This is a genomic window from Thermosipho affectus, assembly GCF_001990485.1.
In the GTDB taxonomy this organism is placed as follows: domain Bacteria; phylum Thermotogota; class Thermotogae; order Thermotogales; family Fervidobacteriaceae; genus Thermosipho; species Thermosipho affectus.
This window is the reverse complement of sequence record NZ_LBFC01000022.1, coordinates 1-20,607: the sequence shown is the minus strand read 5'-3', so window position 1 is coordinate 20,607 and position 20,607 is coordinate 1. Positions and strand designations below refer to the sequence as shown.

At 32.2% G+C, this 20,607-nt stretch carries 28 protein-coding genes; 6 read left to right on the top strand and 22 right to left on the bottom strand.

The genetic code is table 11. The annotated features are described in order from the left end of the window. The first annotated feature begins 5 nt into the window (after positions 1 to 5). From XJ44_RS06925 to XJ44_RS06915, 3 genes are all read left to right on the top strand, one after another. Positions 6 to 329 (top strand): NifB/NifX family molybdenum-iron cluster-binding protein, encoded by a 324-nt coding sequence (locus XJ44_RS06925; RefSeq protein WP_077287743.1) that lies wholly within the window; start codon positions 6 to 8, stop codon positions 327 to 329. A 4-nt stretch (positions 330 to 333) separates the two neighbouring features. Beyond that, positions 334 to 600, top strand: a complete 267-nt coding sequence (locus XJ44_RS06920; protein WP_075666258.1) for a 4Fe-4S binding protein — start codon at positions 334 to 336, stop codon at positions 598 to 600. A 62-nt stretch (positions 601 to 662) separates the two neighbouring features. Further along, positions 663 to 1,235 carry a nucleotidyltransferase family protein gene (locus XJ44_RS06915; protein WP_075666257.1) on the top strand — a complete coding sequence of 191 codons (573 nt, stop codon included), beginning with the start codon at positions 663 to 665 and terminating at the stop codon, positions 1,233 to 1,235. Here XJ44_RS06915 and XJ44_RS06910 read toward each other — a convergent pair. The 15 genes from XJ44_RS06910 to XJ44_RS06840 all read right to left on the bottom strand — a co-directional run bounded on the left by XJ44_RS06910 (position 1,232) and on the right by XJ44_RS06840 (position 12,589). Further along, positions 1,232 to 1,543: a ferritin family protein gene (locus XJ44_RS06910; protein WP_075666256.1), complete on the bottom strand. Its 312-nt coding sequence runs from the start codon at positions 1,541 to 1,543 to the stop codon at positions 1,232 to 1,234. The genes XJ44_RS06915 and XJ44_RS06910 overlap by 4 nt on opposite strands. Before the next feature lie 95 nt (positions 1,544 to 1,638). Then, positions 1,639 to 2,142 carry a ferritin family protein gene (locus XJ44_RS06905; protein ID WP_075666255.1) on the bottom strand — a complete coding sequence of 168 codons (504 nt, stop codon included), beginning with the start codon at positions 2,140 to 2,142 and terminating at the stop codon, positions 1,639 to 1,641. After that, a complete protein-coding gene (locus XJ44_RS06900) occupies positions 2,142 to 3,992 on the bottom strand; it encodes an FAD-dependent oxidoreductase (RefSeq protein ID WP_077198515.1) in 1,851 nt (616 codons plus the stop codon). Before XJ44_RS06900 ends, XJ44_RS06905 begins: the two co-directional genes overlap by 1 nt. A gap of 12 nt (positions 3,993 to 4,004) precedes the next feature. Continuing rightward, entirely contained in the window at positions 4,005 to 5,108 is a 1,104-nt protein-coding gene (locus tag XJ44_RS06895) for an NADH-quinone oxidoreductase subunit D (protein WP_077198514.1), read from the bottom strand. Next, the gene (locus XJ44_RS06890) at positions 5,101 to 5,631 is read right to left on the bottom strand and encodes an NADH-quinone oxidoreductase subunit C (RefSeq protein WP_077198513.1); all 531 of its coding nucleotides are present in this window, start codon (positions 5,629 to 5,631) and stop codon (positions 5,101 to 5,103) included. Before XJ44_RS06890 ends, XJ44_RS06895 begins: the two co-directional genes overlap by 8 nt. Then, positions 5,612 to 6,154 carry a NuoB/complex I 20 kDa subunit family protein gene (locus XJ44_RS06885; protein WP_075666251.1) on the bottom strand — a complete coding sequence of 181 codons (543 nt, stop codon included), beginning with the start codon at positions 6,152 to 6,154 and terminating at the stop codon, positions 5,612 to 5,614. Before XJ44_RS06885 ends, XJ44_RS06890 begins: the two co-directional genes overlap by 20 nt. A gap of 12 nt (positions 6,155 to 6,166) precedes the next feature. Then, positions 6,167 to 7,048, bottom strand: coding sequence for a respiratory chain complex I subunit 1 family protein (locus tag XJ44_RS06880; protein WP_077198512.1), 882 nt, complete (start codon positions 7,046 to 7,048; stop codon positions 6,167 to 6,169). A 3-nt stretch (positions 7,049 to 7,051) separates the two neighbouring features. Then, entirely contained in the window at positions 7,052 to 8,893 is a 1,842-nt protein-coding gene (locus tag XJ44_RS06875) for a proton-conducting transporter transmembrane domain-containing protein (protein ID WP_084758782.1), read from the bottom strand. Beyond that, positions 8,894 to 10,243 (bottom strand): complex I subunit 5 family protein, encoded by a 1,350-nt coding sequence (locus XJ44_RS06870; protein WP_077198511.1) that lies wholly within the window; start codon positions 10,241 to 10,243, stop codon positions 8,894 to 8,896. Beyond that, positions 10,240 to 10,581 carry a sodium:proton antiporter gene (locus XJ44_RS06865; RefSeq protein WP_084758781.1) on the bottom strand — a complete coding sequence of 114 codons (342 nt, stop codon included), beginning with the start codon at positions 10,579 to 10,581 and terminating at the stop codon, positions 10,240 to 10,242. The genes XJ44_RS06870 and XJ44_RS06865 overlap by 4 nt, the downstream gene beginning before the upstream one ends. A gap of 2 nt (positions 10,582 to 10,583) precedes the next feature. Then, on the bottom strand, positions 10,584 to 11,303 hold the full coding sequence (locus XJ44_RS06860) for a Na(+)/H(+) antiporter subunit B (protein ID WP_077198509.1): 720 nt from the start codon (positions 11,301 to 11,303) through the stop codon (positions 10,584 to 10,586). Continuing rightward, on the bottom strand, positions 11,300 to 11,539 hold the full coding sequence (locus tag XJ44_RS06855; RefSeq protein ID WP_077198508.1) for a Na(+)/H(+) antiporter subunit B: 240 nt from the start codon (positions 11,537 to 11,539) through the stop codon (positions 11,300 to 11,302). Before XJ44_RS06855 ends, XJ44_RS06860 begins: the two co-directional genes overlap by 4 nt. Then, the gene (gene mnhG, locus XJ44_RS06850) at positions 11,536 to 11,856 is read right to left on the bottom strand and encodes a monovalent cation/H(+) antiporter subunit G (RefSeq protein WP_075666245.1); all 321 of its coding nucleotides are present in this window, start codon (positions 11,854 to 11,856) and stop codon (positions 11,536 to 11,538) included. The genes XJ44_RS06855 and mnhG overlap by 4 nt, the downstream gene beginning before the upstream one ends. Then, positions 11,853 to 12,110, bottom strand: coding sequence for a cation:proton antiporter (locus XJ44_RS06845; RefSeq protein WP_077198507.1), 258 nt, complete (start codon positions 12,108 to 12,110; stop codon positions 11,853 to 11,855). Before XJ44_RS06845 ends, mnhG begins: the two co-directional genes overlap by 4 nt. After that, positions 12,107 to 12,589 carry a Na+/H+ antiporter subunit E gene (locus tag XJ44_RS06840; protein ID WP_075666243.1) on the bottom strand — a complete coding sequence of 161 codons (483 nt, stop codon included), beginning with the start codon at positions 12,587 to 12,589 and terminating at the stop codon, positions 12,107 to 12,109. Before XJ44_RS06840 ends, XJ44_RS06845 begins: the two co-directional genes overlap by 4 nt. A gap of 300 nt (positions 12,590 to 12,889) precedes the next feature. Between XJ44_RS06840 and XJ44_RS06835 the strand changes: the two genes are divergently transcribed. Both XJ44_RS06835 and XJ44_RS06830 read left to right on the top strand, forming a co-directional pair. Next, positions 12,890 to 13,513 (top strand): redox-sensing transcriptional repressor Rex, encoded by a 624-nt coding sequence (locus XJ44_RS06835; RefSeq protein WP_077198506.1) that lies wholly within the window; start codon positions 12,890 to 12,892, stop codon positions 13,511 to 13,513. Positions 13,514 to 13,526: 13 nt separating this feature from the next. Next, entirely contained in the window at positions 13,527 to 14,168 is a 642-nt protein-coding gene (locus tag XJ44_RS06830) for a lactate utilization protein (protein ID WP_077198505.1), read from the top strand. Between the two features lie 28 nt (positions 14,169 to 14,196). Here the strand turns inward: XJ44_RS06830 and XJ44_RS06825 are convergent, their stop codons facing one another. The 4 genes from XJ44_RS06825 to XJ44_RS06810 form a co-directional block, all read right to left on the bottom strand. Beyond that, complete coding sequence (locus XJ44_RS06825; protein ID WP_077198504.1) at positions 14,197 to 15,987, bottom strand: 5'-nucleotidase C-terminal domain-containing protein; 1,791 nt, start codon at positions 15,985 to 15,987, stop codon at positions 14,197 to 14,199. A gap of 4 nt (positions 15,988 to 15,991) precedes the next feature. Then, positions 15,992 to 16,546 carry a thymidine kinase gene (locus XJ44_RS06820; RefSeq protein WP_077198503.1) on the bottom strand — a complete coding sequence of 185 codons (555 nt, stop codon included), beginning with the start codon at positions 16,544 to 16,546 and terminating at the stop codon, positions 15,992 to 15,994. 132 nt (positions 16,547 to 16,678) lie between these two features. After that, the gene (locus tag XJ44_RS06815) at positions 16,679 to 16,819 is read right to left on the bottom strand and encodes an SHOCT domain-containing protein (RefSeq protein WP_158071831.1); all 141 of its coding nucleotides are present in this window, start codon (positions 16,817 to 16,819) and stop codon (positions 16,679 to 16,681) included. Between the two features lie 509 nt (positions 16,820 to 17,328). After that, the gene (locus tag XJ44_RS06810; protein WP_233119535.1) at positions 17,329 to 17,754 is read right to left on the bottom strand and encodes a PadR family transcriptional regulator; all 426 of its coding nucleotides are present in this window, start codon (positions 17,752 to 17,754) and stop codon (positions 17,329 to 17,331) included. A 46-nt stretch (positions 17,755 to 17,800) separates the two neighbouring features. On the opposite strand from XJ44_RS06810, the gene XJ44_RS06805 reads away from it, so the two are divergent. Then, complete coding sequence (locus XJ44_RS06805) at positions 17,801 to 19,456, top strand: HD domain-containing phosphohydrolase (protein ID WP_077198501.1); 1,656 nt, start codon at positions 17,801 to 17,803, stop codon at positions 19,454 to 19,456. Positions 19,457 to 19,479: 23 nt separating this feature from the next. On the opposite strand, the gene XJ44_RS06800 is transcribed toward XJ44_RS06805, so the two are convergent. From XJ44_RS06800 to XJ44_RS06790, 3 genes are read right to left on the bottom strand one after another with little or no spacing between them, the layout of a single operon-like run. Then, positions 19,480 to 19,860: a desulfoferrodoxin gene (locus XJ44_RS06800; protein ID WP_075666236.1), complete on the bottom strand. Its 381-nt coding sequence runs from the start codon at positions 19,858 to 19,860 to the stop codon at positions 19,480 to 19,482. After that, on the bottom strand, positions 19,857 to 20,042 hold the full coding sequence (locus tag XJ44_RS06795; protein WP_077198500.1) for an HTH domain-containing protein: 186 nt from the start codon (positions 20,040 to 20,042) through the stop codon (positions 19,857 to 19,859). The genes XJ44_RS06800 and XJ44_RS06795 overlap by 4 nt, the downstream gene beginning before the upstream one ends. A 4-nt stretch (positions 20,043 to 20,046) precedes the next feature. Further along, positions 20,047 to 20,556, bottom strand: coding sequence for a ferritin (locus XJ44_RS06790; RefSeq protein WP_077198499.1), 510 nt, complete (start codon positions 20,554 to 20,556; stop codon positions 20,047 to 20,049). Positions 20,557 to 20,607 lie beyond the last annotated feature (51 nt).

The following is a 20,607-nucleotide window of genomic DNA, read 5'->3' as shown; positions in this document are numbered from 1 at the left end:
ATATTATGTTGGTTGCAATAGGAACAGCAGATGGAAAAACAATGAACCCAGAACATTTTGGGCACTCTAATACTTATTTGATTTACGAATTTGATGGAACAAATTTTATAAAAAAAGAAGAAAGGAAAAATCCATATGCAGAAACCCACTTACATGCAAAAGTGGATGAAATTCTTGAATTTTTAGGAGATTGCAAAGTATGGGTAGGAATATCTATGGGAAAAAGTTCCAAAAAAAGACTTAAAGAACTTGGATACATACCAATTACAGTGGATACACCCGAAGTAAGTAAAGCGTTGGAATTAGTTAAAATGCAATTACAGGGGTGATAATATGCCATGGGTAAAGAAAGAAGATTGTGTAAAATGTAAGGTCTGTGTCAATGTGTGTCCTGTGGAAAATGCTATCTTCATCCAAGATGATGGCTATCCTTTTATAAACAACAACATTTGTACAAGATGCGGCTTATGTATGGAAAAATGTCCCAAAAACGCAATTCGACCAAACTATGAAAACCCCTCACTTAGAGGTATGGGAAAAGGAATGGGCCATCGCGGCTTTGGAAGAGGTTTAGGACATGGAAGGGGAAGAGGATATTAAACAAATCTCTCTGCATCTGCAGAGAGATTTTTTATATGATATAATATTTAAAGGGGATAAAAATGCAAAAAAGCATATATTCAATTATTTTAGCTGCAGGTGAAGGAAAAAGGTATAAAAACGGCATAAAATTGCTACATACTATTGGTGATAAATTCATGCTTCAAATGGTAATAAACCTAGTAAAAAGTTGCAATTTCGATAAAAATTACATAGTTGTTAATCCTTTATGGAATTTTATAAAGGACAATTTTGTGGTTCCAGACAATTTTTTTATTCTTAAAAACAAAAATTACAAAGAAGGTATCAGTACATCGATCAAATTAGCAATAAAAGAAATAAAAAGCACAAACATTCTCCCCGAATATGTTGCTATTTTCCTAGCAGATATGCCGTTTATAAAAAAAGAAGATATAAAGACACTCAAAAAATACTGTAATGGAAGACACTTAATTATTGCTCCATTTTTTAACAACAAGAAGGGTTTTCCAACTTTTGTACACAAATCACTTTTCGATGAAATTTTTAAACTTGAAAATGACATAGGTATCAAGCAAATAATAAACAAAAATCCTTCTTTATTGACAAAAGTAAACTTTAGTACAAATAGAATTTTAAGAGATATAGACGATTAAAGTTTACCCTTTAACTTTTTTATTTCTTCTTCAACTTCCATAGCTCCTTCGTTGTAATACTTCTCTTCATCTGGTTCAAGTTCTTTTAATAACCTTAAAAATTCACCTGCATGTACTCTCTCTTCATTTGCTATATCTATTAATACTTCCCTTGCAAGTTCATTATCCGTAGATTCTGCTAACTGCATGTAAAGTTGTATAGCTTCATACTCAGCTGAAATCATATAACGAATAGCTCTAACCAATTCATCATGAGTTAATTTTCTATCAGATTTTAACCCTGAAAATGGATTAGAAAATTCTGGCATGTTATCCACTCCTTTAAAAATTAAGTTATGGTACACTTTTATTATACTGCATTTTCATCTATAAACAAAGGCACCCAAATGGGTGCCTTTTTTATTTAAAATGGATAAAATCCCAAATCCAATCTGTTTTTCTCAAATATCTGTAAGATAAGCTCTTTAACTAAATTCACATGTCCCTTTTCCCATTCTCTTAAGTTTATTAATATACTTTCTAGCGTCTTATCTTCCATTACCTTTGCTCTTTCTGCAGCTTTATCATAATAATTTACAAAATCTTTTTCTATTAACAATGCCATTCTTAAAATTGACAAATCTTTGATATCATCTTCAGATGGTGTTTCTTCTATCTTTTGGCCCCTAAGTCTCTCATTAAAAAAATCTTTTGTCGTATCTAAAGGTGCAACTGGTATTTCTTCTTCTTCTTCTAAGGCTTTCCTTATCTTTCTAATATACTCCGTATGCTCTTTTTCCATTTCTTGTAAAAATTCCAACACTTCTCTTGCCAACTTATTTTTTACCTCTTCTTTTTTCTCTTTGTAAAACTTAAATCCCTCTATTTCAAAATTTTCCGCAACCTTTAAAATATCTTCAATAGACATTATTTTACCCCCTTTGTAAGAAATTCATCAATTCCCCTTGCTGCCCAATATCCATCTGCTACACCGTGTATAATATCCGGGCCATTTACAATATCTCCTCCCGCAAACAACCATTTAACAGATGTCTGTCTATATTCATTTGTCAAAATTCTTCCTCTGACAAACTCCAATTTTTCTTTTAAATCTTCAGGAAGATAACTATAATCCGGTGCTTGACCAATAGCTTCAACAACCATTTCAGCTTCTAATGTCTGTCTTTCATTCTCATCGAATTTAGGATTAAATCTTCTATTTTCATCAAAAACCTGTAAACACTTCTTTAATTCTATTCCCCTAACTTTATCGTTTTTAATAACGATCCTTACAGGACCCCATCCCGGATAGAATTTTACACCTTCTTCAGCCCCTTCTTCTATTTCATCCATATCAGCAGGCATTTCCTCATATGTTCTTTCCAAACTCGTTACCTTTACATCAACTTTACCGTATTCCATTATCTGGAGCCTTGCCATAGATCTTGCAACATCCATTGCCACATTACCTCCACCTATTACTACTAAACTTTTAGGGATCTTGGGTTTTGGTCCTTCTCCTCTAAGATAATCTCTAATTTCCCTTAAAAGAGGTAATGCCTGAATTACATCTTCATGTTCCGTTCCTGGAATTCCAGTTGAACGTCCCAAAGTAAACCCTGTTGATACAAATACCGCATCAAATTCGTTTTTTAATTTTTGTAGAGGTATATCTTTTCCAACAGAAACACCAACGTGTATCTTTACACCTAAAGCTTGAATAAAAGCTATATCTTTGTCAAGGGCCTCATCTGGCAACCTGTATGATGGTATTCCGTATCTCATTACCCCACCGGGTCTTGATAAAGATTCGAAAACTTCTACATCATATCCCATAGTTGCTAAAAAGTACGCAGCTGAAAGCCCTGCAGGCCCTGAACCAACAATTGCAACTTTTTTACCTTTATTTTCCGGTCTAGCTTCTAAAACTTTATCATATTCTGGTACGTTATCAACGATATACCTCTTTAACCATCTTATTGCTATAGCCTCTCCTCTATTTCCCAAAGAACAAGCTTCTTCACATTTGTGCGTACAAACTCTCCCACAAACTGCAGAAAATGGATTTGCACCTAACATATTATTTTCCTCATTTCCCTTTAGAAGCCATTTTAGTGCATCTGTTAAATCATCTCTCCATATTGCCTTTATGTATTCTGGAATTTGCATATGTTGAGGGCATCTATCCGTACACAAAGCACATTCGACACATCGTGCCGCCTCATGCATGGCTTGCTCCTTGCTGTATCCTTTCACATATTCAATAAAAGATTTTGAACGCCCCTCACCTTCAATCATTTCCATTTCTACTCTTTCAAGTTCAAGTAAATCAGAACCTTCATCTCTAATCCATCCTACAGGAACATCCTCAATTCCATGGATTCCCTTTTCGGTAGGCGCAAATATAAAATCTTCTGGTTCTGGAGAAACATGGACATATTCTCTCGTCATCTTTAGTGAACCTGTAGTACATATATCCACACACATCGCACAGAATGAACATCTTCCATAATCTATAACAGGACGTTGGGGTTTTTTACCGTATTCGTGTGGCAAATCATCAACTTCAACCATTCTAATGGCATCTGTCGGACATATCTTTGCACATGTTCCACATCCAATACACTCATTCCAATCATTTATGTGAAATCCCCTATATCTTTCTGCAGCCTCTCTTTTAACATAAGGAACTTTTATAGTAACTGGCTTTTTAAATATATATTTCCACGCTTTTATAGGAGCAAAAAACTCTTTTTTAGGAATTGATTTATTTGCCATTATGTCCCCTCCTTATCTATCTACCTCTGGAGCACAAACATCCATTGTTGAAAGCCAAATTGGAACATCTTCTATTCTTGTTCCAGGCAAATACTTTTCTATACCTATAAATGTTTGAGGATATGAAGCCCCACGTACTGCTACTCTATATGGTTTTTCTCCTCCATCTGAAACCATATAATAACCATACTCTCCTCTTGTTGATTCTATATGCACGTAAGCTTGACCTTTTGGTACTCTATACCTAAGGGCGTTACCTTCACTAATTGGAACATTAATTTTTCCTTCTGGCATTTTTTCAAGACATTGCCTAATTATTTTTATACTTTGGTATATCTCAAGATATTTAAGATATACCCTTGCATATGCATCTCCTTCAGTAGCTGTAGGAACTTCAAAATCAACTTTATCGTAGAACAAATAAGAATCAACTTTTCTAATATCATACGGCACTCCTGTCGCTCTAAGGCCAACTCCAGTAACACCAAGCTCTAATGCTGTTTCCTTATCTAATAAAGCTATTCCTTTTAATCTCGTATGAACTATCCTATTCTTAAAAATCAAAGTTTCATATTCTCCCAATCTTTCTTCAATGTAATTTAAAGTATTAAAGATTAAATCTTGTATCTTTGGAGTTAAATCTTTTCTAACTCCTCCGGGTATTATGTACATATGATAAACTCTTGCACCAGTTAAACTTTCAAAAATATCTAAAATACGATCTCTATCCGATACTCCCCAAAATGAACTTGTATAAAGGCCAATAGTGCCGCCAATACCCGGAAAACTCATTAAATGACTTGCAATCCTTGCCAATTCTAAAACAATCATCCTTATCCATTGGGCTCTTTCAGGAACATCTATCTTTGCAATCTTTTCAACAGCCATTGCATAACATGCTTCATTAATATCTGGTTCAGGCACACAAATCCTTGGGATTAATGCAAGATTCTGATACCAAAGTCTTCTTTCCATTAGCTTCTCAAAACCTCTATGCAAAAAACCAGGTAACGGTCTTGCTTTTTCAACAGTATCCCCTTCAACATACATATGGACACTAAAATTACCGTGCATTCCCGGATGGTTAGGACCAAAAAAGAGCTTTACTTCACCCATCTATATCACCTCTTATTATCTTAGCTTCATGAATGACATCCTTTTGATATTCCCTATCTGGAAATTTCCTTTTCGAATACTCAAATGGATCAAAATCCTTTCTTAAAGGTGGCATGTCATCCCACATTTCTAAGAAAAGCGGCCTCATATCATTATTTCCCTCAAACTTTATTCCAAAAAACTCATGGAGCTCTCTTTCGTAATATCTTGCAATAGGCCACATGTGTTTTACAGTAACAAATTTTGGAGTATCCCTATTTATTTTTGTTGTAATCAAAAATTTTCCACCATTGTCCCAAGAATAGAGAATATAAACAAGCTCAAACTTTCCCTCATCTATCCAATCAACTGCCGTTATTAAAGATAAATGTGAATATCCATCTTCTTTTAAAGCTAAAAGCGTTGGTAAAACTTGTTCATTTGGTAATTCAAGTTTTATTTCTCTCTCGTCTACCTTTGTTATATCTAAATTATTAACTATTCTTTTTAATTTCTCTACTGTATTACTCATGGAATTCATCATGTACAAACACCTCCCCAAGGGATCTTATCTGATTCTGTTTATACCATTCATAATTTTCTTTGTATTTTTTCCATCCATTTGCTTCTCCTCTTCTTATCATCCTCATAAGTTCATTAAATGCTTCAAGTAATGCTTCAGGTCTTGGCATACAACCCGCAATATACAAATCCACGGGAATGTAATAATCCAATCTGTTTATTGTAGCATATGAATCGTAATATATACCTCCGTTTAACGTACATGATCCAAATCCAATAACATATCTAGGTTCCGCCATTTTTTCATAAGTATAAATAACCCTTCTAAGTGTTTTAGCACTTAAATATCCAGTTATAAACAAAATATCCGCCTGCCTTGGAGTAGCCATTGGTCCCATACCAAATCTTTCCATATCAAACCTTGAAGTCATTGTTGGAGGAAGTTCCATAGCTCCACAACCTGTACAATAATGTAGCATCCACAATGATCTACTTCTAAGTTTATCTGCTATTTTTTCCCATAAACTTCTTTCATCAACGGCCATTTCTTTCACCTCCTAAAATACCCAACCAAGTAATACAAATAAAACCTGGACAAACGCTAAACTTAACGGTACTTTCCAATAAAATTTAACAACTTGTTCTATTCTAAATCTTGGCAAAACCGATGAAATTAATGTTGCAATTATCCAAACTATAGTAAATTTCAAAAGAAATGTAAAATAATTACTTACTCCAAGGAATATATCCACAAACAATCCTATTTCAACGAATATCGAAAAAGTATGCATTAACATTAAAAGTCCCATATATTTGGCAGACAGTTCCACCATTGGACCAGACGCAATTTCAGCAGGTGCAATAGGTGTATCAAAAGGTTTTTTACCCAGCATTCCAAGCAGCGAAACAAAAGCAACAATTCCACCTATTGGCATTTTAAATAAAGTCCAAGTATCCTGCTGAGCCATCATCAACCCAGACACAGAACTGGTTTTATAATAATACAAAACACCTGCTATAGAAATTAAATAAGGTAGTTCATAACCAAGCATTTGAGTTAAAGCTCTTGCAACCCCTATACTAGCATTAGGATTCCCAGAACCAACCATTCCCATTGCCATTCCAAGTGCTCCAACTGCAAACAAATACACTATTATAAAAATATTGTCAAGTCCAGGAAATGCAACTAAATCCCCCAATGGTACAAAAGCTAAAGTTGCAATAACTCCTCCCAATGCCATTAAGATTCCAAAATCAAAAATCCAACCATGAGAAATTCCTCTTTTTGAAAGAGCCTTGAAAACATCTATAAAATTCTGATACCAAGGCGGGCCATACCTTCTTTGTACTCTGGCCATTATTTTCCTTGCAATTCCTTCTAGAGTTAATCCAACAAAAAATCCCGTTAATAAAACTGCAATTACCTTTAATATTGTCATCTCTTACCACCTCACCCAATATATTATGAGGATTACAACAGAAATCCAAAAAACGTATCCACTCGGACTTGGTTTATAAATCAAATCAGTTACAATATCACCAATTGATCTAAAGAACACAGCTAACATACCATACAATTTTTCAAAAGATGGATGTCTATCGTACAATCGTTCAATAAACCTATAAAATCCTGTCGCATAGTGGTACAAGTCATAATTGTATAAGTAATCCCCACCAGTATATTGATCAGTTAATTCAACCCTCTTTCCCCTTGGGAATATCAAATACAAAACTGTTGCGATTATAAAACCTACTGCAAACATTGTAAAAACTGTTAAAGTATTCCACTTACCCAACGGAGTTACTATCTCAAATCCACTGTATGAAATAGGTTTTATTCCAAGAACTTTCTCTATTGAACTTATATAATCTAAAACTGGCTTTGGATAAACTCCAATAAAAAGTACCAGAACAACAAACAACAACATAGGTATTAACATAATACCTGGGACTTCTTTTACATCCGCATGTTTTCTCTTTAGCTGCCCCAAAAATACACCTGCTAATGGTCTAAAAACATAAAGAAAAGATCCGACACTTCCAATAAATGTAATTGCCAACGTGATAAACATACCCTTGTTGACAAGCGCACTAAAAATCATCCACTTTGATATAAATCCGCTTGTAGGTGGTATCCCCGCAAGTGAAATTATTCCAACAAGATATGTAACAAATGTCCATGGCATTCTCCAAATTAATCCACCCATTTCATCAATCTTCGTAGTTCCCGTCCTATACACAACTGCTGCAAAAGATAAGAAAATCATAGCAGCAGCTATTGCATGGTTAAATACATGAAACAATCCACCTGCATAACCTATTGAATTCATAGTTCCCAATCCCACGAGGATGTATCCACCATTTGCAATAGATGAAAATGCAATTAGTTGTTTCATATCATTTTGCCTAATTGCCATAAACGTACCAATTAATATTGAAATATTACCAAGCCAAATTAAAAGGTAATTAAGTAGTGGGATCCCATGATAAAATGAAGAAAACATTTGAACAGTTGGAAAAACAGATATTGCAATTGCCAAAACATAAGATCCCATTTTTACCAATTGCCCAGATAAGACTGCACTAAACGCATCTGGAGCGTTACCGTGGGTAATTCTAAGCCAAGTATGGAGTGGAAAAATTCCACTTTTTGCTATACCAGCACTTGCAATAAATAAAATTATAAACCATTTAAACAACGACGAATCATTAACTAATTGCTGAGATACCTGTTCAAACGAAAGCACACCATACCTCTTAAAAATTGCAAAGGTTGCATAAAGGTACATGTAACTTCCAATGGCACTTGTCACAGCATAAATTACAGCTGCTTTTTTTGAATCTTCTTTTCCCATGGGAACTATCAAAAATGAACCCAAAACGGCTAATTCCCAAAAAATGTAAAGAGTTAACAAGTCATTTGCAAAAAATACCCCTAAAACTCCAGAAATCATAATCAACATAAAAGCGTTAAAAGCGGCAGGTTTAATACCCTTTTTCTTAATCCATTCAATTATAAAAAATGCCACAAAAGAAATTATAATCATACTTACTAAAGCAAAATACTTCCCTAAATATGTAACTTTAAATGTACTTTCTAAATTGTTAAAAAGTCCAAAAAGTTTTTCACTATAATTTATATTTAAATTCCAAATTTCATAAAGTGCATACGCGGTGAGTAAAAAGTTAAATATTGAACCTAAAACTCTGTTAGATTTTGTCAACAGATAACTTACAACTGAACCAAAAAGAAAAACCAAAATTAAATTAGTTAAGGATATCATTTACATCCCTCCTAAAACGTTATTAATATACGTCTGAGAGCTCATTATACCTTGTGATATGTTTTCAGATATCTTTAGATACATTTCAGGGCATATACCTATATAGATTAAAAGTAGAGATAACACCAAAGCAATTAACAAAATATTCCATGAAATATTAGAATCTTTTTTATACTTACCATACCAAAGCTTTATATTCCACCTCAACAAATATGCAGCTTCTATTATAGTTGAAAACAACAAAAGCGCAGGTAACAAATAATCCCCTTTTTCAAATGCACTTTGCAAAATTAACAATTTACTTCTAAATCCTGCAAAAAGTGGAAAGCCAATTAACGAAAACGATGCAATACTAAAGGAAATACCTGCAGTTTTGTTATTCATAAAACTTCCTATTAAGGTTGCACCAATAACAAACAAAATTATTTTTGACGTTGCATCATTCAACAAATGAAAATAAGCAGCAGTTAATGCGTTAGATGTATTGAGAGAAAGCACACTTAATACTAAACCCGCTTGTGCTATAGAGGAAAACGCAAGCGCTTTTAGAAGATTTTCCTGTCTAAATGCGGCAATTTCAGCTAATACCAAAGTAATCAATCCAAAAACATACAAAACATCCAAAAAATAACCGTTGAAGATTGTGATAAATATCCTACTTAAAAGGTAAAACATTGAGAAAGTTACACTTGTAGCCAAAATAGTTGGTGTTATTGCAGATCCAGAAGCATAAACGTCTGGAATCCAACCTGCTAATGGTAAAATTTTGCTTTCAACCGCCAAACCTATAAACAACATAAGGGTAACATAAGGCAAAAATGAACTTTTCATGTTAAGCGAAATATCTGCAAAATTCAAAGAACCTGTTCCTATATATGCATATATAACACCTAAAAGATAAAATCCACCTGCAACACTTCCAACAATAAGATATTTATACGCACCATAATAATTTTTCTTTGAAGATGCAATAATGTAAGCTCCAGCCGCTGTTATTTCTAAGAAAACAAATGAGTTGAAAATATCACCGGTTAAAATTATTCCATTCAATGAAGAAAGTAAAATCAACACTACTATCGATAAACCATTGGCAATTTGAGGTATCAACGAAACAATTAAAAATATTATGTTAACAACCAAAAGTGTGTTAAAACTTGCAGAATCTAAAACTAAAACAATTCCAAATGGTGCCTTCCATCCTCCCATTTGCACCGTGGAATTAACAGGAAAATTCATCAATAAAAAAAGGTTAATAATAACTATAAATGGCAGGACATATTTTGCCTTTTCCTTAAAAGGTACAAACAAAAATGCAGAAAGTAAAGGTACAACAACAAGCAACGCCGTCATTCTTTCGCCTCCTTTGTGGCGATTTCTTCAACTTCTAAAGTTTCATATTTTTCGTAAACTTTTATCAATAAAGATGCACCAAGCGCAAGGGTTCCAACACCAATTACAATTGCTGTAAGTACCAATGCTTGTGGTAATGGATCTACAAAATTGGCAACAGGGGTATATTGAGAATATATTGGTACATCTTTTCCTTCAATATATCCAAGAGAAATTATAAATATATTTATCGCGGTATCTATAATCGTTAAAGATACTAAAAATTTAAACAAATTTTTTTGAGTTAAGATTCCGTATATACCTATTCCTATTAAAACAAAAGCAATATAATAGACCATTATCATCCCTCCCTGTACATATCGGAAATTACTCCAGATAATTCCGCTCCAACCTTAAATCCAATTAAAATATATACAATTGGTATAATACCAGCACTAAACAAAGTACCTATTACTCCTGTTGGAAGGAAATTAACAAGAAACACTCCTCCTACGGCCAATCCAATTAATCCCAAAATTACGTATAGACTTCCCGCAAAGCCTTCGACAAATTTGGATGTTTTTGAAAGAGAAAATTCTTCGTTTGATAAATACAATAAAAGTATTCCCACAGCTATTATCGTTCCACCTGGAAATCCTCCACCAGGTGTAAGATGACCGTGAATAAATACATAAGTTCCAAACAAAAGTATTAGTGGTAATAAAATCCCCACAGATACCCTCAAAACAAAATTGGGCATTCTTCCATATTTTTTTCTTCTAATCCCATGTAAAACAAAACCCACACCTAATGCCGAAGTGAAAAGTACCGTAACTTCACCTAAAGTATCAAAAGATCTGTAATCAACCACTATTGAAGTTACAACATTTGCGGCACCATCTTCCAAATCCTTAGTTTCACCAAACTTAACCTCTCTTTTTTCACTATTCACACTTTTATTTATATAAGCATCCGAAACTTTAGAAATTTTTGCCTGTCCATATTTTGGAAGAATAGATAAAGAATTTGATAAGAACAAAATCAAACCTAATACTATTAAAACGGAAAAAAATCTTCTCATTTTTTCTCACCACCTATTCTTCTCAAAGCTAAAATTAATACTGCTGTTGTCAAGCCGGCCCCCACCGATGCTTCTGTAATAGCAACATCTGGAGCTTTCATAATTACAAACAAAAACACAGACAACAAGCTCAAAAGCGAAAGTGCTATAAAAGAATCAAGTATTTTTTTTGCCTCTACTGCATAAATTCCTGACATAATCATCAAGACCCCTACAAAAATAGTGATGATTGTCATTCTTCTCCACCACCTTTGTATTCATCAACTATAGTTTTTTCCGTAGGTTTAATCCCTTTCAAATACGCTGCTCTAGCTAAAACTGAACTCCCGACAGGGTTAGTCAAAGCAATAAATGCTATTATCAATAAAGCTTTTGGTAAATAATCAATATCAACAAGCCCCACACCTAATACAACAGAAAACGAACCCAAAGTAGTAGCTTTGGTACCAGCTTGAAGCCTATTGTAAACATCAGGCATCCTAAAAATCCCAAGTCCTCCCAAAAAATAAAAAAACGCACCAATTACAATCAGTATATATCCCACTATAATCATTTTTTCCCCTCCAAATATCGTGCAATAACTACAGTTTCAACAAAAGATAACAAGCCATAAACCAGTGCTATGTCAAGATACAATCCATTGTTAAAAATCAATGCCAAAAAAACTATTGTTCCAGTTAAAACTACGTTTAAAGTATCAAGGGCGGCAACTCTGTCTGCACTTGTAGGTCCAAATAAGATTCTTAAAAAAGATAATAAGGCTCCAAAACCCACAAGCACAAAATAAATGTATTGTAAGAAAATCATTCAAATACCCCCTTTAGAATTTTTTCAAATTTTTCCGAAATGTATTTTTTCTTTTCTCCTTCTTCTGTAGTTTTAACGTCAATCCAATGAACATAGAGGACATCTTCTTTAACATCTAATGTTAAAGTACCTGGAGTTAAAGTTATAGAGTTTGCAAGCGCAAACTTTGAACTATCTTTTGTTAAATTTGTGTTAAGCTTAACAAATCCGGGATTAATAGGAAGTTTAGGATTTAAAACACGTACAGCTACATCAAAATTCGCCTTTATCATCTCCCATATAAAAACAGGAAGATATATTAACACAAATTTCACAAATCTTACTAAAAATAACTTGTCAAATTTTATTCCATAATACTTTTTAAATATCATGGAAATAACAAGCGATACAAAAAAACCGACAATAAGTTCTGAAACATTACTATAACCTGTTAGTAATATCCATGTGAAATAGGTCACAAAAAAGGTCGACAAGCTCATAACGTTCCCTCCTTTATAAAGAATAATAAATTTGAATTCGTTATTAAATCCCGAGTTATAATGTCCACTTTCTAAGTGTATTTTAACATAAAATTGAAATTATTCAAATCACAAAAATAGATTCAAATTATTCTATATAGATAAATTTTTTTTATTTTTAAACAATATTTCCAAATATCAAAAAAACAAACAAAACGAAAATTTCCAGTATTATTTCTATCAATCCCCCCTTGAATTATTTGTGAAAAATATAGTATAATTTATTGTGACTATCTTCACAAAATTGAAAGGAGGAAAAAGATGGAAAAGAAAATACCAAAACCAGTTGTAAAAAGACTAGGCCTTTACTATAGATGTTTAAACAGGCTATACGAAGAAGGCATTGAGTTTGTCGCATCAAAAGACATTGCGGAAAGACTAGGAATTAAATCAAGTCAAGTAAGGAAAGATCTTTCATACTTTGGAGAGTTTGGAAAAAGAGGTGTGGGATATAACACATACGAACTGATGAATAGTCTTGAAAAAATAATAGGTGTTAATAAAATTTGGAATGTAGTTGTAATAGGAGCAGGAAATATAGGAAGTGCACTTGTAAGTTATGAAGGTTTAAAAAAAGAAAAATTCAATATAATTGGAATATTTGATGCTGACAGATCAAAGGTTGGAAAAAAGATTGGAAAACTTCAAATCAAACACATTTCTGAAATCGAAGAATTTTTCAAAAAAAATATCGTAGAAATTGCTGTGATTGCCGTTCCCGAAAATGCCGCTCAATTAGTGGTTGAAAAGCTCGAAGAATTAGGTGTAAAAGGATTAATAAATTTTGCACCAATAAAATTAAGAACAAAACTTCCCGTGGAAGATGTGGATATCACTTTATCTTTTAAAGCGCTATCTTTTAAAATTGAAAGAAGTTTAAAATAAGAAGGTGAAAGTAATGAGAAGGGATCTTTATCTTTGGAAATACTTTTCACTTGCAAGAAAAGTTGCAGATAATTTGAATAAAAAAGGTCACGATGCATACATAGTCAAAGATACAAATGAAGCACTCAAAAAAGTATTGGAACTTATTCCAGAAAATTCTTCTGTTGCCACAGGTGGCTCTCTAACGTTAAATCAAATCAAACTATTAGATGCACTAAGAAATGGGAATTACATTTTTTATGACAGATATAGTGCTAAATCAAAAGAAGAAAAATACGAATTAGAAAGAAAAGCTTTTTTTGCAGATTATTACATTTGTAGTGCAAATGCAATAACTGAAAACGGTGAAATAGCACTTTTAGATGGAAATGGAAATAGAGTAGCAGCTGTAATATACGGACCAAAAAATGTAATTTTGGTAACTAGTGTAAATAAAATTGTCCCAAATCTGTTAGAAGCAAGGGAAAGAATAAGATACATATCCCCAATGAATAGCAAACGTCTAGACTTAAATACACCTTGCACACAAACAGGATATTGCATTAATTGTGCCTCGGCTCAAAGAATATGTAATTACTACACAATCATAGAATCTGGCCACAGACATCCTGGAAGGATTAAAGTTATCCTTGTTTTGGAAGAATTGGGTTTATAAAAAATCCAAGGGGAAATCCCCTTGGATTTTAAAAACCTGAAACTTCCTTTATAGGTGGCAAAGTTTCGATATAGTTTTTATAGTATAGTAATTTTTCTCCTACTCTTAATATTGAAGGATTCTTAATATTATTCCATCTTATTAAATCTTTTATCGAAATTCCAAATCTCTTTGCAATATTCCAAAGATTGTCACCTGGTTTTACTATATATTCAAATTTAACAACTGCTTCCCAGTTATTATCGGTTGTCGCTTTTATTTCTTTTCTATTAAGGACGTAATCTGCCATTAATTCTGATACTTCCATCATTACCTCTCTGACAACTGGTTTTCCTTTAAACATTGTATATCCCCCGCCACCACCAGCTCTATAATTGTTTAACACAATTTCATATTCTTTGTCCATTTCGATAGGTTCCCCTTCAAACATTAAATCAATTATTCTATTTCCTGAAGGATTATTTAGCACTATCTTATAACTTATACCTTCCCACATATCATAGTTGTAATGTCTTGGTTTTGGCTCAACCCAAGTTTTATTAACAGAAACTTTAAAATTATTAAAAGCAAAATAATCCGCACTTTTTTCCAAAGCTTCCTTTATATCTTTTCCTGTAACTTTTATAACCTTTAATGTATTAGGATAAATGTATACGGCATTTATATCCCTTAATGTTATTGGTCCACTTTTCCAACCTTTTATGTCGTTATTGAACAAAGCTGTCGAAGAAATTTTAGCCTTACTGTAGTACATTTGAACTTTATTAACGAATTCAATTAAACTATTATCCTGTAGTCTTGCAAATAATGGATCATAAATCCAAAAATCTCCTTTAGCGTAACCTACAGGTTGATCGAGCCATGCTTGAACTTTTTCTTCATATGGCTTTGCCATAGCAACAACTTCATTATCAGCTTCAACGCCTTTTACAGGTATTTCTTCCACAGAACTATCAATAATCTTCCACTTTCCATTAACTTTTTCTAAATTTAAAACAATCTTTCCAAGGTATTTTCCCCATTTTGATGGCATTGATACTGGTACACCATTTATTTTTGTAGCAATTGTTCTGTGTTGGTGTCCAAGCAATAACACATCAATCCCATTTACTTCTTGTAAAAGTTGATACCCTTGATTTTCACCTGTCAATTCCTCAGTTGGGTTTCCTGTTTCTGGATCTCTTTCTAATCCTCCGTGGTATGCTACGACAATAACATCCACTTTATCCCTTAATTCTTTTACATACTTCTTTGCAACTTTCACAGGATCTTCAAATTTTAATCCTTTTATATTCTTTGGATCCTCCCAATTCGGGATAAATTTTGTAGTCAAACCTAAAATTCCAACTTTTATTCCACCTACATTAACTATATGATAAGGCTTAAACACGGGATTTCCATTTTCATCTAATATATTTGCACTCAATGCCGGAAATTGTGCCTCTGAAACCGCCTTGTTCAAAATATTCAATCCATAGTTAAATTCATGATTTCCCAATGTCCATGCAGAGTATCCCAATTTGTTCATGACTAAAATCATAGGATCAATAGGTTTGTTGTCAATTCTTGCATGATAGTATTCCAATGGAGTACCTTGTATTAAATCTCCAGAATCGATCAAAATAACATTCCCACATTCCTTTCTCATTTGCTTTACTAGAGTTGCAATTTTTGCAAGTCCCACATCAGAAGGCTTGTTTGTAGCATAACTAATTGGTAAAATGTTTCCATGCAAATCACTGGTATGTAAAATAACCAACTGAACTGAAAAACTTAAAACCATAAAAACAAACAAAAATAAAACAAAAATCTTCCTCACACCATCACCTCCCATTTTTTAACTTATGCAAACATTCTCTACAAATTGCTATGTATTTTTCCTTACCACCAATATCTATTTCTCCACCATCTGGAACTATTTTGTATGAATATGTGGCTCTATGTTCTCCACATTTCTCGCACACTGCCTTTTTCTTTATAACCTCATCTGCAATAGCTAAAAGCTTTGCTGTAACTTCAAATGGATTTTCAAGATAAGAAATGTCTAATCCTGCACAATAAACATCTATACCTTTAAAAACCAAATCTTTTACAAGATCAATTAATTCAATATCAAAAAACTGCACCTCATCAATGAAAATTGCACTTACCGTCTCATCAATATATTTGTATATTTCTTTGGACTTATCAACTTTAAATGCTTTAACTTTAAAACCCGTATGAGTTGATACTATATCTTCTCCATATCTATTATCAATAGCTGGTTTAAAAACCTTTGTCTTTTTTCTCCCAATATTATAAATCTCAACAAAGGACAAAAGTTCCGTTGTTTTACCAGAATACATAGGTCCAGTAATTACTGTTATCTTACCAGGCATTTCATTCCCTCCAAAATAATGTAATTCTAGATATATTATATCACAACAAAATCCCTTCTTTAAAAAAAGAAGGGATTTAATACATTGAAATTTTTTAATAATACATTTTCATATATATAACAAATCTTATTTTCAATTTTTTTCGATAAGTTTTTTCTTTCTAAGATATTTTTCTGTGATTTCTCCACTAATAAATTTTTCATTTAATATTTCTAAAGCCTTTTTCTTTGCACCACCACTATTATTTTGAAAATTATCTAATTCTTTCAACACATCGGAATTTTTTATAAAACACCAAATTAAAACTCCTAGCAATAACAATCATATTAACATCATATTTCAACTTTCCTTTAATTCATTAAAATAAGTCTTCTCTTTCTTGAATATTGCCTTTTTCTTGTTTCACCCTTTGCTAATTTTTCATTCAGTATTTTAAAAAACTCGTTTTCTTTAGAATTTTTATTTCATTATAGTTCTATTCCATACCAACGCCAATTGTACATTATAAACATTTCTACTTTCAAATAAAAAAAATTTCCTAATACAATAACAACTGTTTTTACATATTTTTCATATATAACTACATCGATAAAAATAAGTTTCTTTTAATACCGCATACTTCATATGTACATTTTCTCTGACCTTTCCTATTACTAGTTGGGTAACAATAGTATAACACCTAATTATTAAAATTTCCTAAAAACTCGTTTGTTTTTTTCATTTTTTGTCTAATTATCTATCCTTTAAAGTTTTCATTAAGTAAAGTTATACTCTCTAATAGATTAACTTTCTTCCATTTTGTAAAATTCATCCAAAAAATTTTCCAATTGTTCGCTCAGGCTCTCTATTTCACTTTTAATCAACATTAGATACTTTTCTCCTTCTTTTGTAATCTTATACACCTTTCTAAATGGACCATCTCCTTCTTCTAAATCATATGTTATAAACCCATTTATTTCCAATTTCCTCAATATATTATATATGACACCTGGATCATGCCTGAAATTATAAAATTTAGATTCAAAAAGTCTTTGTACAAGTTCATAACCATGAGAAGGTTTCTCTTTCAACAATAAAAGCAAACTTGCCGTTAAAAAATCACCTAACACAAATCCTCTTCCTCTTCTTCCAAGTCTTCTTGGCACAAATTCACCTCCGCACACTTTTACTATTTTAATTATACCATTCTTTTCACTTATAAAATTCACAAAATCATGTTAAAATACTAATGTAAAAGAGTAATGGGGTGATAATTTGAATTTAAATGACTTTTTTAAAAGAAAAATTAACAAACATCTCATCATTCCATTCATCGTTATTGCAATAGTCTCTGGAATATTCTTTGTTTTTTTGGGATTTCGTTCTATATCAATAGAAGCATTCATTCAGCTTGAAAGATCCACAGAAAGATGGAACAACTTATTTTTTAACCTTGAAAACATTCTACAATTTATTTCTCTTGACCCACAACTTGTAGATGATCAAAAGAAATTAGAAAATGCTTTAAAAAATATATACAAAAAATTTTCAAAAGAAATTTCATATATATACTTCTCAACTGATCAGAAAAATCTTATTATATATCCACATAACTCTTCGATAGAAAATGAAAATCCAAAAAACAGACCTTGGTTCGTATCTGCAATAAATAAAAAAGATAAAGTTCAAATTACTGAACCTTATGTTGACAAAATTACAAAAGAAATTGTAATTACCGTTTCAAAATACGTGGAAGGAAAAAACATTTCAGGTGTAATTGGAATAGATTTAAATCCAAAATTTTTAAAAACTTTAAGCAAGAACGCACTGTTAATCTCAAAAAATGACAACACAATTCTTTATGGAACTCCAGAAAATATTGGAAAGAAATTTGATTTTGCCATAAAAAAGGGTAATTACATTTATAAAAATTATCTAATAGTATCCAAAGAAGCTCGCGGTGATGTATATTTTGTCAGTTATAAAAATTTATTTTTAGAACTTTTGCCATATTATTTTACTTCTATATTTAGTATACTTCTCATCTTTTTACTTGCAAAGACCGTCCATAAAAATATTGAAAGAGAACTTAAAGAATCAATAGCAACACCTATTAAAAACCTAGTAAATGAAACTAAAAATTATCTTACAAACCAAACATTTAACTCTTCAAAAATTTCATCAAATATAAAAGAAATAGATTTTCTAATCAATGAAGTAGCAGATATGATTTCCATTATTGAAGCAAATTTTCAAGAACTTAAATCAACAAACGAAGAACTGCTTGATGCATACAGTGAAATTGAAAGATATTCTGGTGAACTTGAATCAACCTATGAATTATTTATAGAAAAAATGTCAAACATAGTAGAAGGATTTGACGAAACTACAGGAAATCATATAAAAAGAGTACAAATACTATCTGAATTTCTAGCAAAAAAATTGCAATTGCCAAAAACCCTTGTTAGAAAAGTTTACCTTTATTCACCATTGCATGATATAGGTAAAATAAAAGTCCCCCCAAAAATACTATCAAAACCTGGCCCTCTTTCAAAAGAAGAATGGGAAATAATGAAGAAACACACAATATGGGGTGCAGAGATATTAAATGGCGATCCAAGACTTGAGACAGCAAAAAAAATTGCACTATATCATCATGAAAAATACAACGGAAAGGGTTATCCATATGGCTTAAAGGGAGATGAAATACCAATAGAAGCACAAATAGTTAACATAATAGATGTCTATGACGCACTACGTTCTAAACGACCATATAAAGCTGCTCTTTCACACGAAAAAGCATTAGAAATAATAATAAAAGGTGATGGGAGAACATCACCTGATGATTTTAACCCAAAAATATTAGAGCTCTTCAAAAAATATGAAAGAGAAATCAAAGAATTATGGGATAATTTAAATGAGAACAATTAAATAACCCGGGGTTTATCCCCGGGTTACTTTCTCCAAAGTCCATGTATATTACAATACTCTCTTGCTGAAACCTTACTTCCCTTCTTCACCTCAAAAATTGCTTCAGGTTTATCACCAGGTTTCAAAAATTTTTTGTAAACAACTCCATCCACTGTTAGTTCTATCCATTCTATATAGTGTTTTTCTTCCATAGGATGCATTGCATTTTCTCCAACTCTAACCTTATAACCATCTTCGATTTCTTCAATAAACGGAACATGTTTTTCTTGAGTAGAATCTGCCGTCTTCTCCTCTAAAAGTTTCATTGGTTCTCCACAGCAAACAAGTGTTCCAGCACCCTCGTGTAAAACTTCAACAATATTTCCACATTTTTCACATTTGTATATTTGCCCTCTTTTTGTCATGATTCTCCCTCCTTAATTGAATAATAACACCTCTTTGGACTTTCCACCTTACCTTCGTTTTTCAAATCTTTAATTAATTTACTTACAAGTTTGGTATCTACTCCTAATTTTTCGGCAATTTCTCCAGTTTTCATAGGTCTTCCTTCATATTTTAATACTTCAATTATCTTCTCTTTGTTCATAATATCACTCCGCAACAATTGGTGTGTAAACCCTTTGAGCAAGTTCCTTGTCAAGCATGAAAAGTGCGTTTTTATTATCACCAATTAATTCTAATTGGCTTAGAATATCATTTGCATTTTCTTCCTCTTCTACTTGCTCATCAACAAACCATTGCAAAAAATTAAAAGTAGCCCTATCTTTCAAACTTTCTGCTAAATCAACCAATTCATTTATTTTAGAAGTAATATGTTGTTCATGTTTAAGAACTTCTTCAAAAATTTCCTTTATACCTCCAAAATCTTGTGGTGGCTCATTTATTGTCACCAATTTAATTTTTGCACCCTGTCTTGCAAGATACTCAAATATTTTCATAGCATGATCCCTTTCTTCCATTGCTTGAATCCTCATCCAATTTGCAAACCCCTTTAATCCAATATTTTCAAAATATGCTGCCATAGAAAGGTATAAATACGCCGAATAAAATTCCTCATTTACTTGATTATTCAAAGCCTGAACCATTTTTTCGTTTAACATAATACCCCCCCTTTTTTAGTTAAGTTTAGAAATATTTTCGATTAATTCATC

What these genes read in the sequence shown, in the direction of transcription:
- XJ44_RS06925 (WP_077287743.1), top strand. Translation starts at nt 6, where the DNA reads ATGTTGGTTGCAATAGGAACAGCAGATGGAAAAACAATGAACCCAGAA.
- XJ44_RS06920 (WP_075666258.1), top strand. Translation starts at nt 334, where the DNA reads ATGCCATGGGTAAAGAAAGAAGATTGTGTAAAATGTAAGGTCTGTGTC.
- XJ44_RS06915 (WP_075666257.1), top strand. Translation starts at nt 663, where the DNA reads ATGCAAAAAAGCATATATTCAATTATTTTAGCTGCAGGTGAAGGAAAA.
- XJ44_RS06910 (WP_075666256.1), bottom strand. Translation starts at nt 1,543, where the DNA reads ATGCCAGAATTTTCTAATCCATTTTCAGGGTTAAAATCTGATAGAAAA.
- XJ44_RS06905 (WP_075666255.1), bottom strand. Translation starts at nt 2,142, where the DNA reads ATGTCTATTGAAGATATTTTAAAGGTTGCGGAAAATTTTGAAATAGAG.
- XJ44_RS06900 (WP_077198515.1), bottom strand. Translation starts at nt 3,992, where the DNA reads ATGGCAAATAAATCAATTCCTAAAAAAGAGTTTTTTGCTCCTATAAAA.
- XJ44_RS06895 (WP_077198514.1), bottom strand. Translation starts at nt 5,108, where the DNA reads ATGGGTGAAGTAAAGCTCTTTTTTGGTCCTAACCATCCGGGAATGCAC.
- XJ44_RS06890 (WP_077198513.1), bottom strand. Translation starts at nt 5,631, where the DNA reads ATGATGAATTCCATGAGTAATACAGTAGAGAAATTAAAAAGAATAGTT.
- XJ44_RS06885 (WP_075666251.1), bottom strand. Translation starts at nt 6,154, where the DNA reads ATGGCCGTTGATGAAAGAAGTTTATGGGAAAAAATAGCAGATAAACTT.
- XJ44_RS06880 (WP_077198512.1), bottom strand. Translation starts at nt 7,048, where the DNA reads ATGACAATATTAAAGGTAATTGCAGTTTTATTAACGGGATTTTTTGTT.
- XJ44_RS06875 (WP_084758782.1), bottom strand. Translation starts at nt 8,893, where the DNA reads ATGATATCCTTAACTAATTTAATTTTGGTTTTTCTTTTTGGTTCAGTT.
- XJ44_RS06870 (WP_077198511.1), bottom strand. Translation starts at nt 10,243, where the DNA reads ATGACGGCGTTGCTTGTTGTTGTACCTTTACTTTCTGCATTTTTGTTT.
- XJ44_RS06865 (WP_084758781.1), bottom strand. Translation starts at nt 10,581, where the DNA reads ATGGTCTATTATATTGCTTTTGTTTTAATAGGAATAGGTATATACGGA.
- XJ44_RS06860 (WP_077198509.1), bottom strand. Translation starts at nt 11,303, where the DNA reads ATGAGAAGATTTTTTTCCGTTTTAATAGTATTAGGTTTGATTTTGTTC.
- XJ44_RS06855 (WP_077198508.1), bottom strand. Translation starts at nt 11,539, where the DNA reads ATGACAATCATCACTATTTTTGTAGGGGTCTTGATGATTATGTCAGGA.
- mnhG (WP_075666245.1), bottom strand. Translation starts at nt 11,856, where the DNA reads ATGATTATAGTGGGATATATACTGATTGTAATTGGTGCGTTTTTTTAT.
- XJ44_RS06845 (WP_077198507.1), bottom strand. Translation starts at nt 12,110, where the DNA reads ATGATTTTCTTACAATACATTTATTTTGTGCTTGTGGGTTTTGGAGCC.
- XJ44_RS06840 (WP_075666243.1), bottom strand. Translation starts at nt 12,589, where the DNA reads ATGAGCTTGTCGACCTTTTTTGTGACCTATTTCACATGGATATTACTA.
- XJ44_RS06835 (WP_077198506.1), top strand. Translation starts at nt 12,890, where the DNA reads ATGGAAAAGAAAATACCAAAACCAGTTGTAAAAAGACTAGGCCTTTAC.
- XJ44_RS06830 (WP_077198505.1), top strand. Translation starts at nt 13,527, where the DNA reads ATGAGAAGGGATCTTTATCTTTGGAAATACTTTTCACTTGCAAGAAAA.
- XJ44_RS06820 (WP_077198503.1), bottom strand. Translation starts at nt 16,546, where the DNA reads ATGCCTGGTAAGATAACAGTAATTACTGGACCTATGTATTCTGGTAAA.
- XJ44_RS06800 (WP_075666236.1), bottom strand. Translation starts at nt 19,860, where the DNA reads ATGACAAAAAGAGGGCAAATATACAAATGTGAAAAATGTGGAAATATT.
- XJ44_RS06795 (WP_077198500.1), bottom strand. Translation starts at nt 20,042, where the DNA reads ATGAACAAAGAGAAGATAATTGAAGTATTAAAATATGAAGGAAGACCT.
- XJ44_RS06790 (WP_077198499.1), bottom strand. Translation starts at nt 20,556, where the DNA reads ATGTTAAACGAAAAAATGGTTCAGGCTTTGAATAATCAAGTAAATGAG.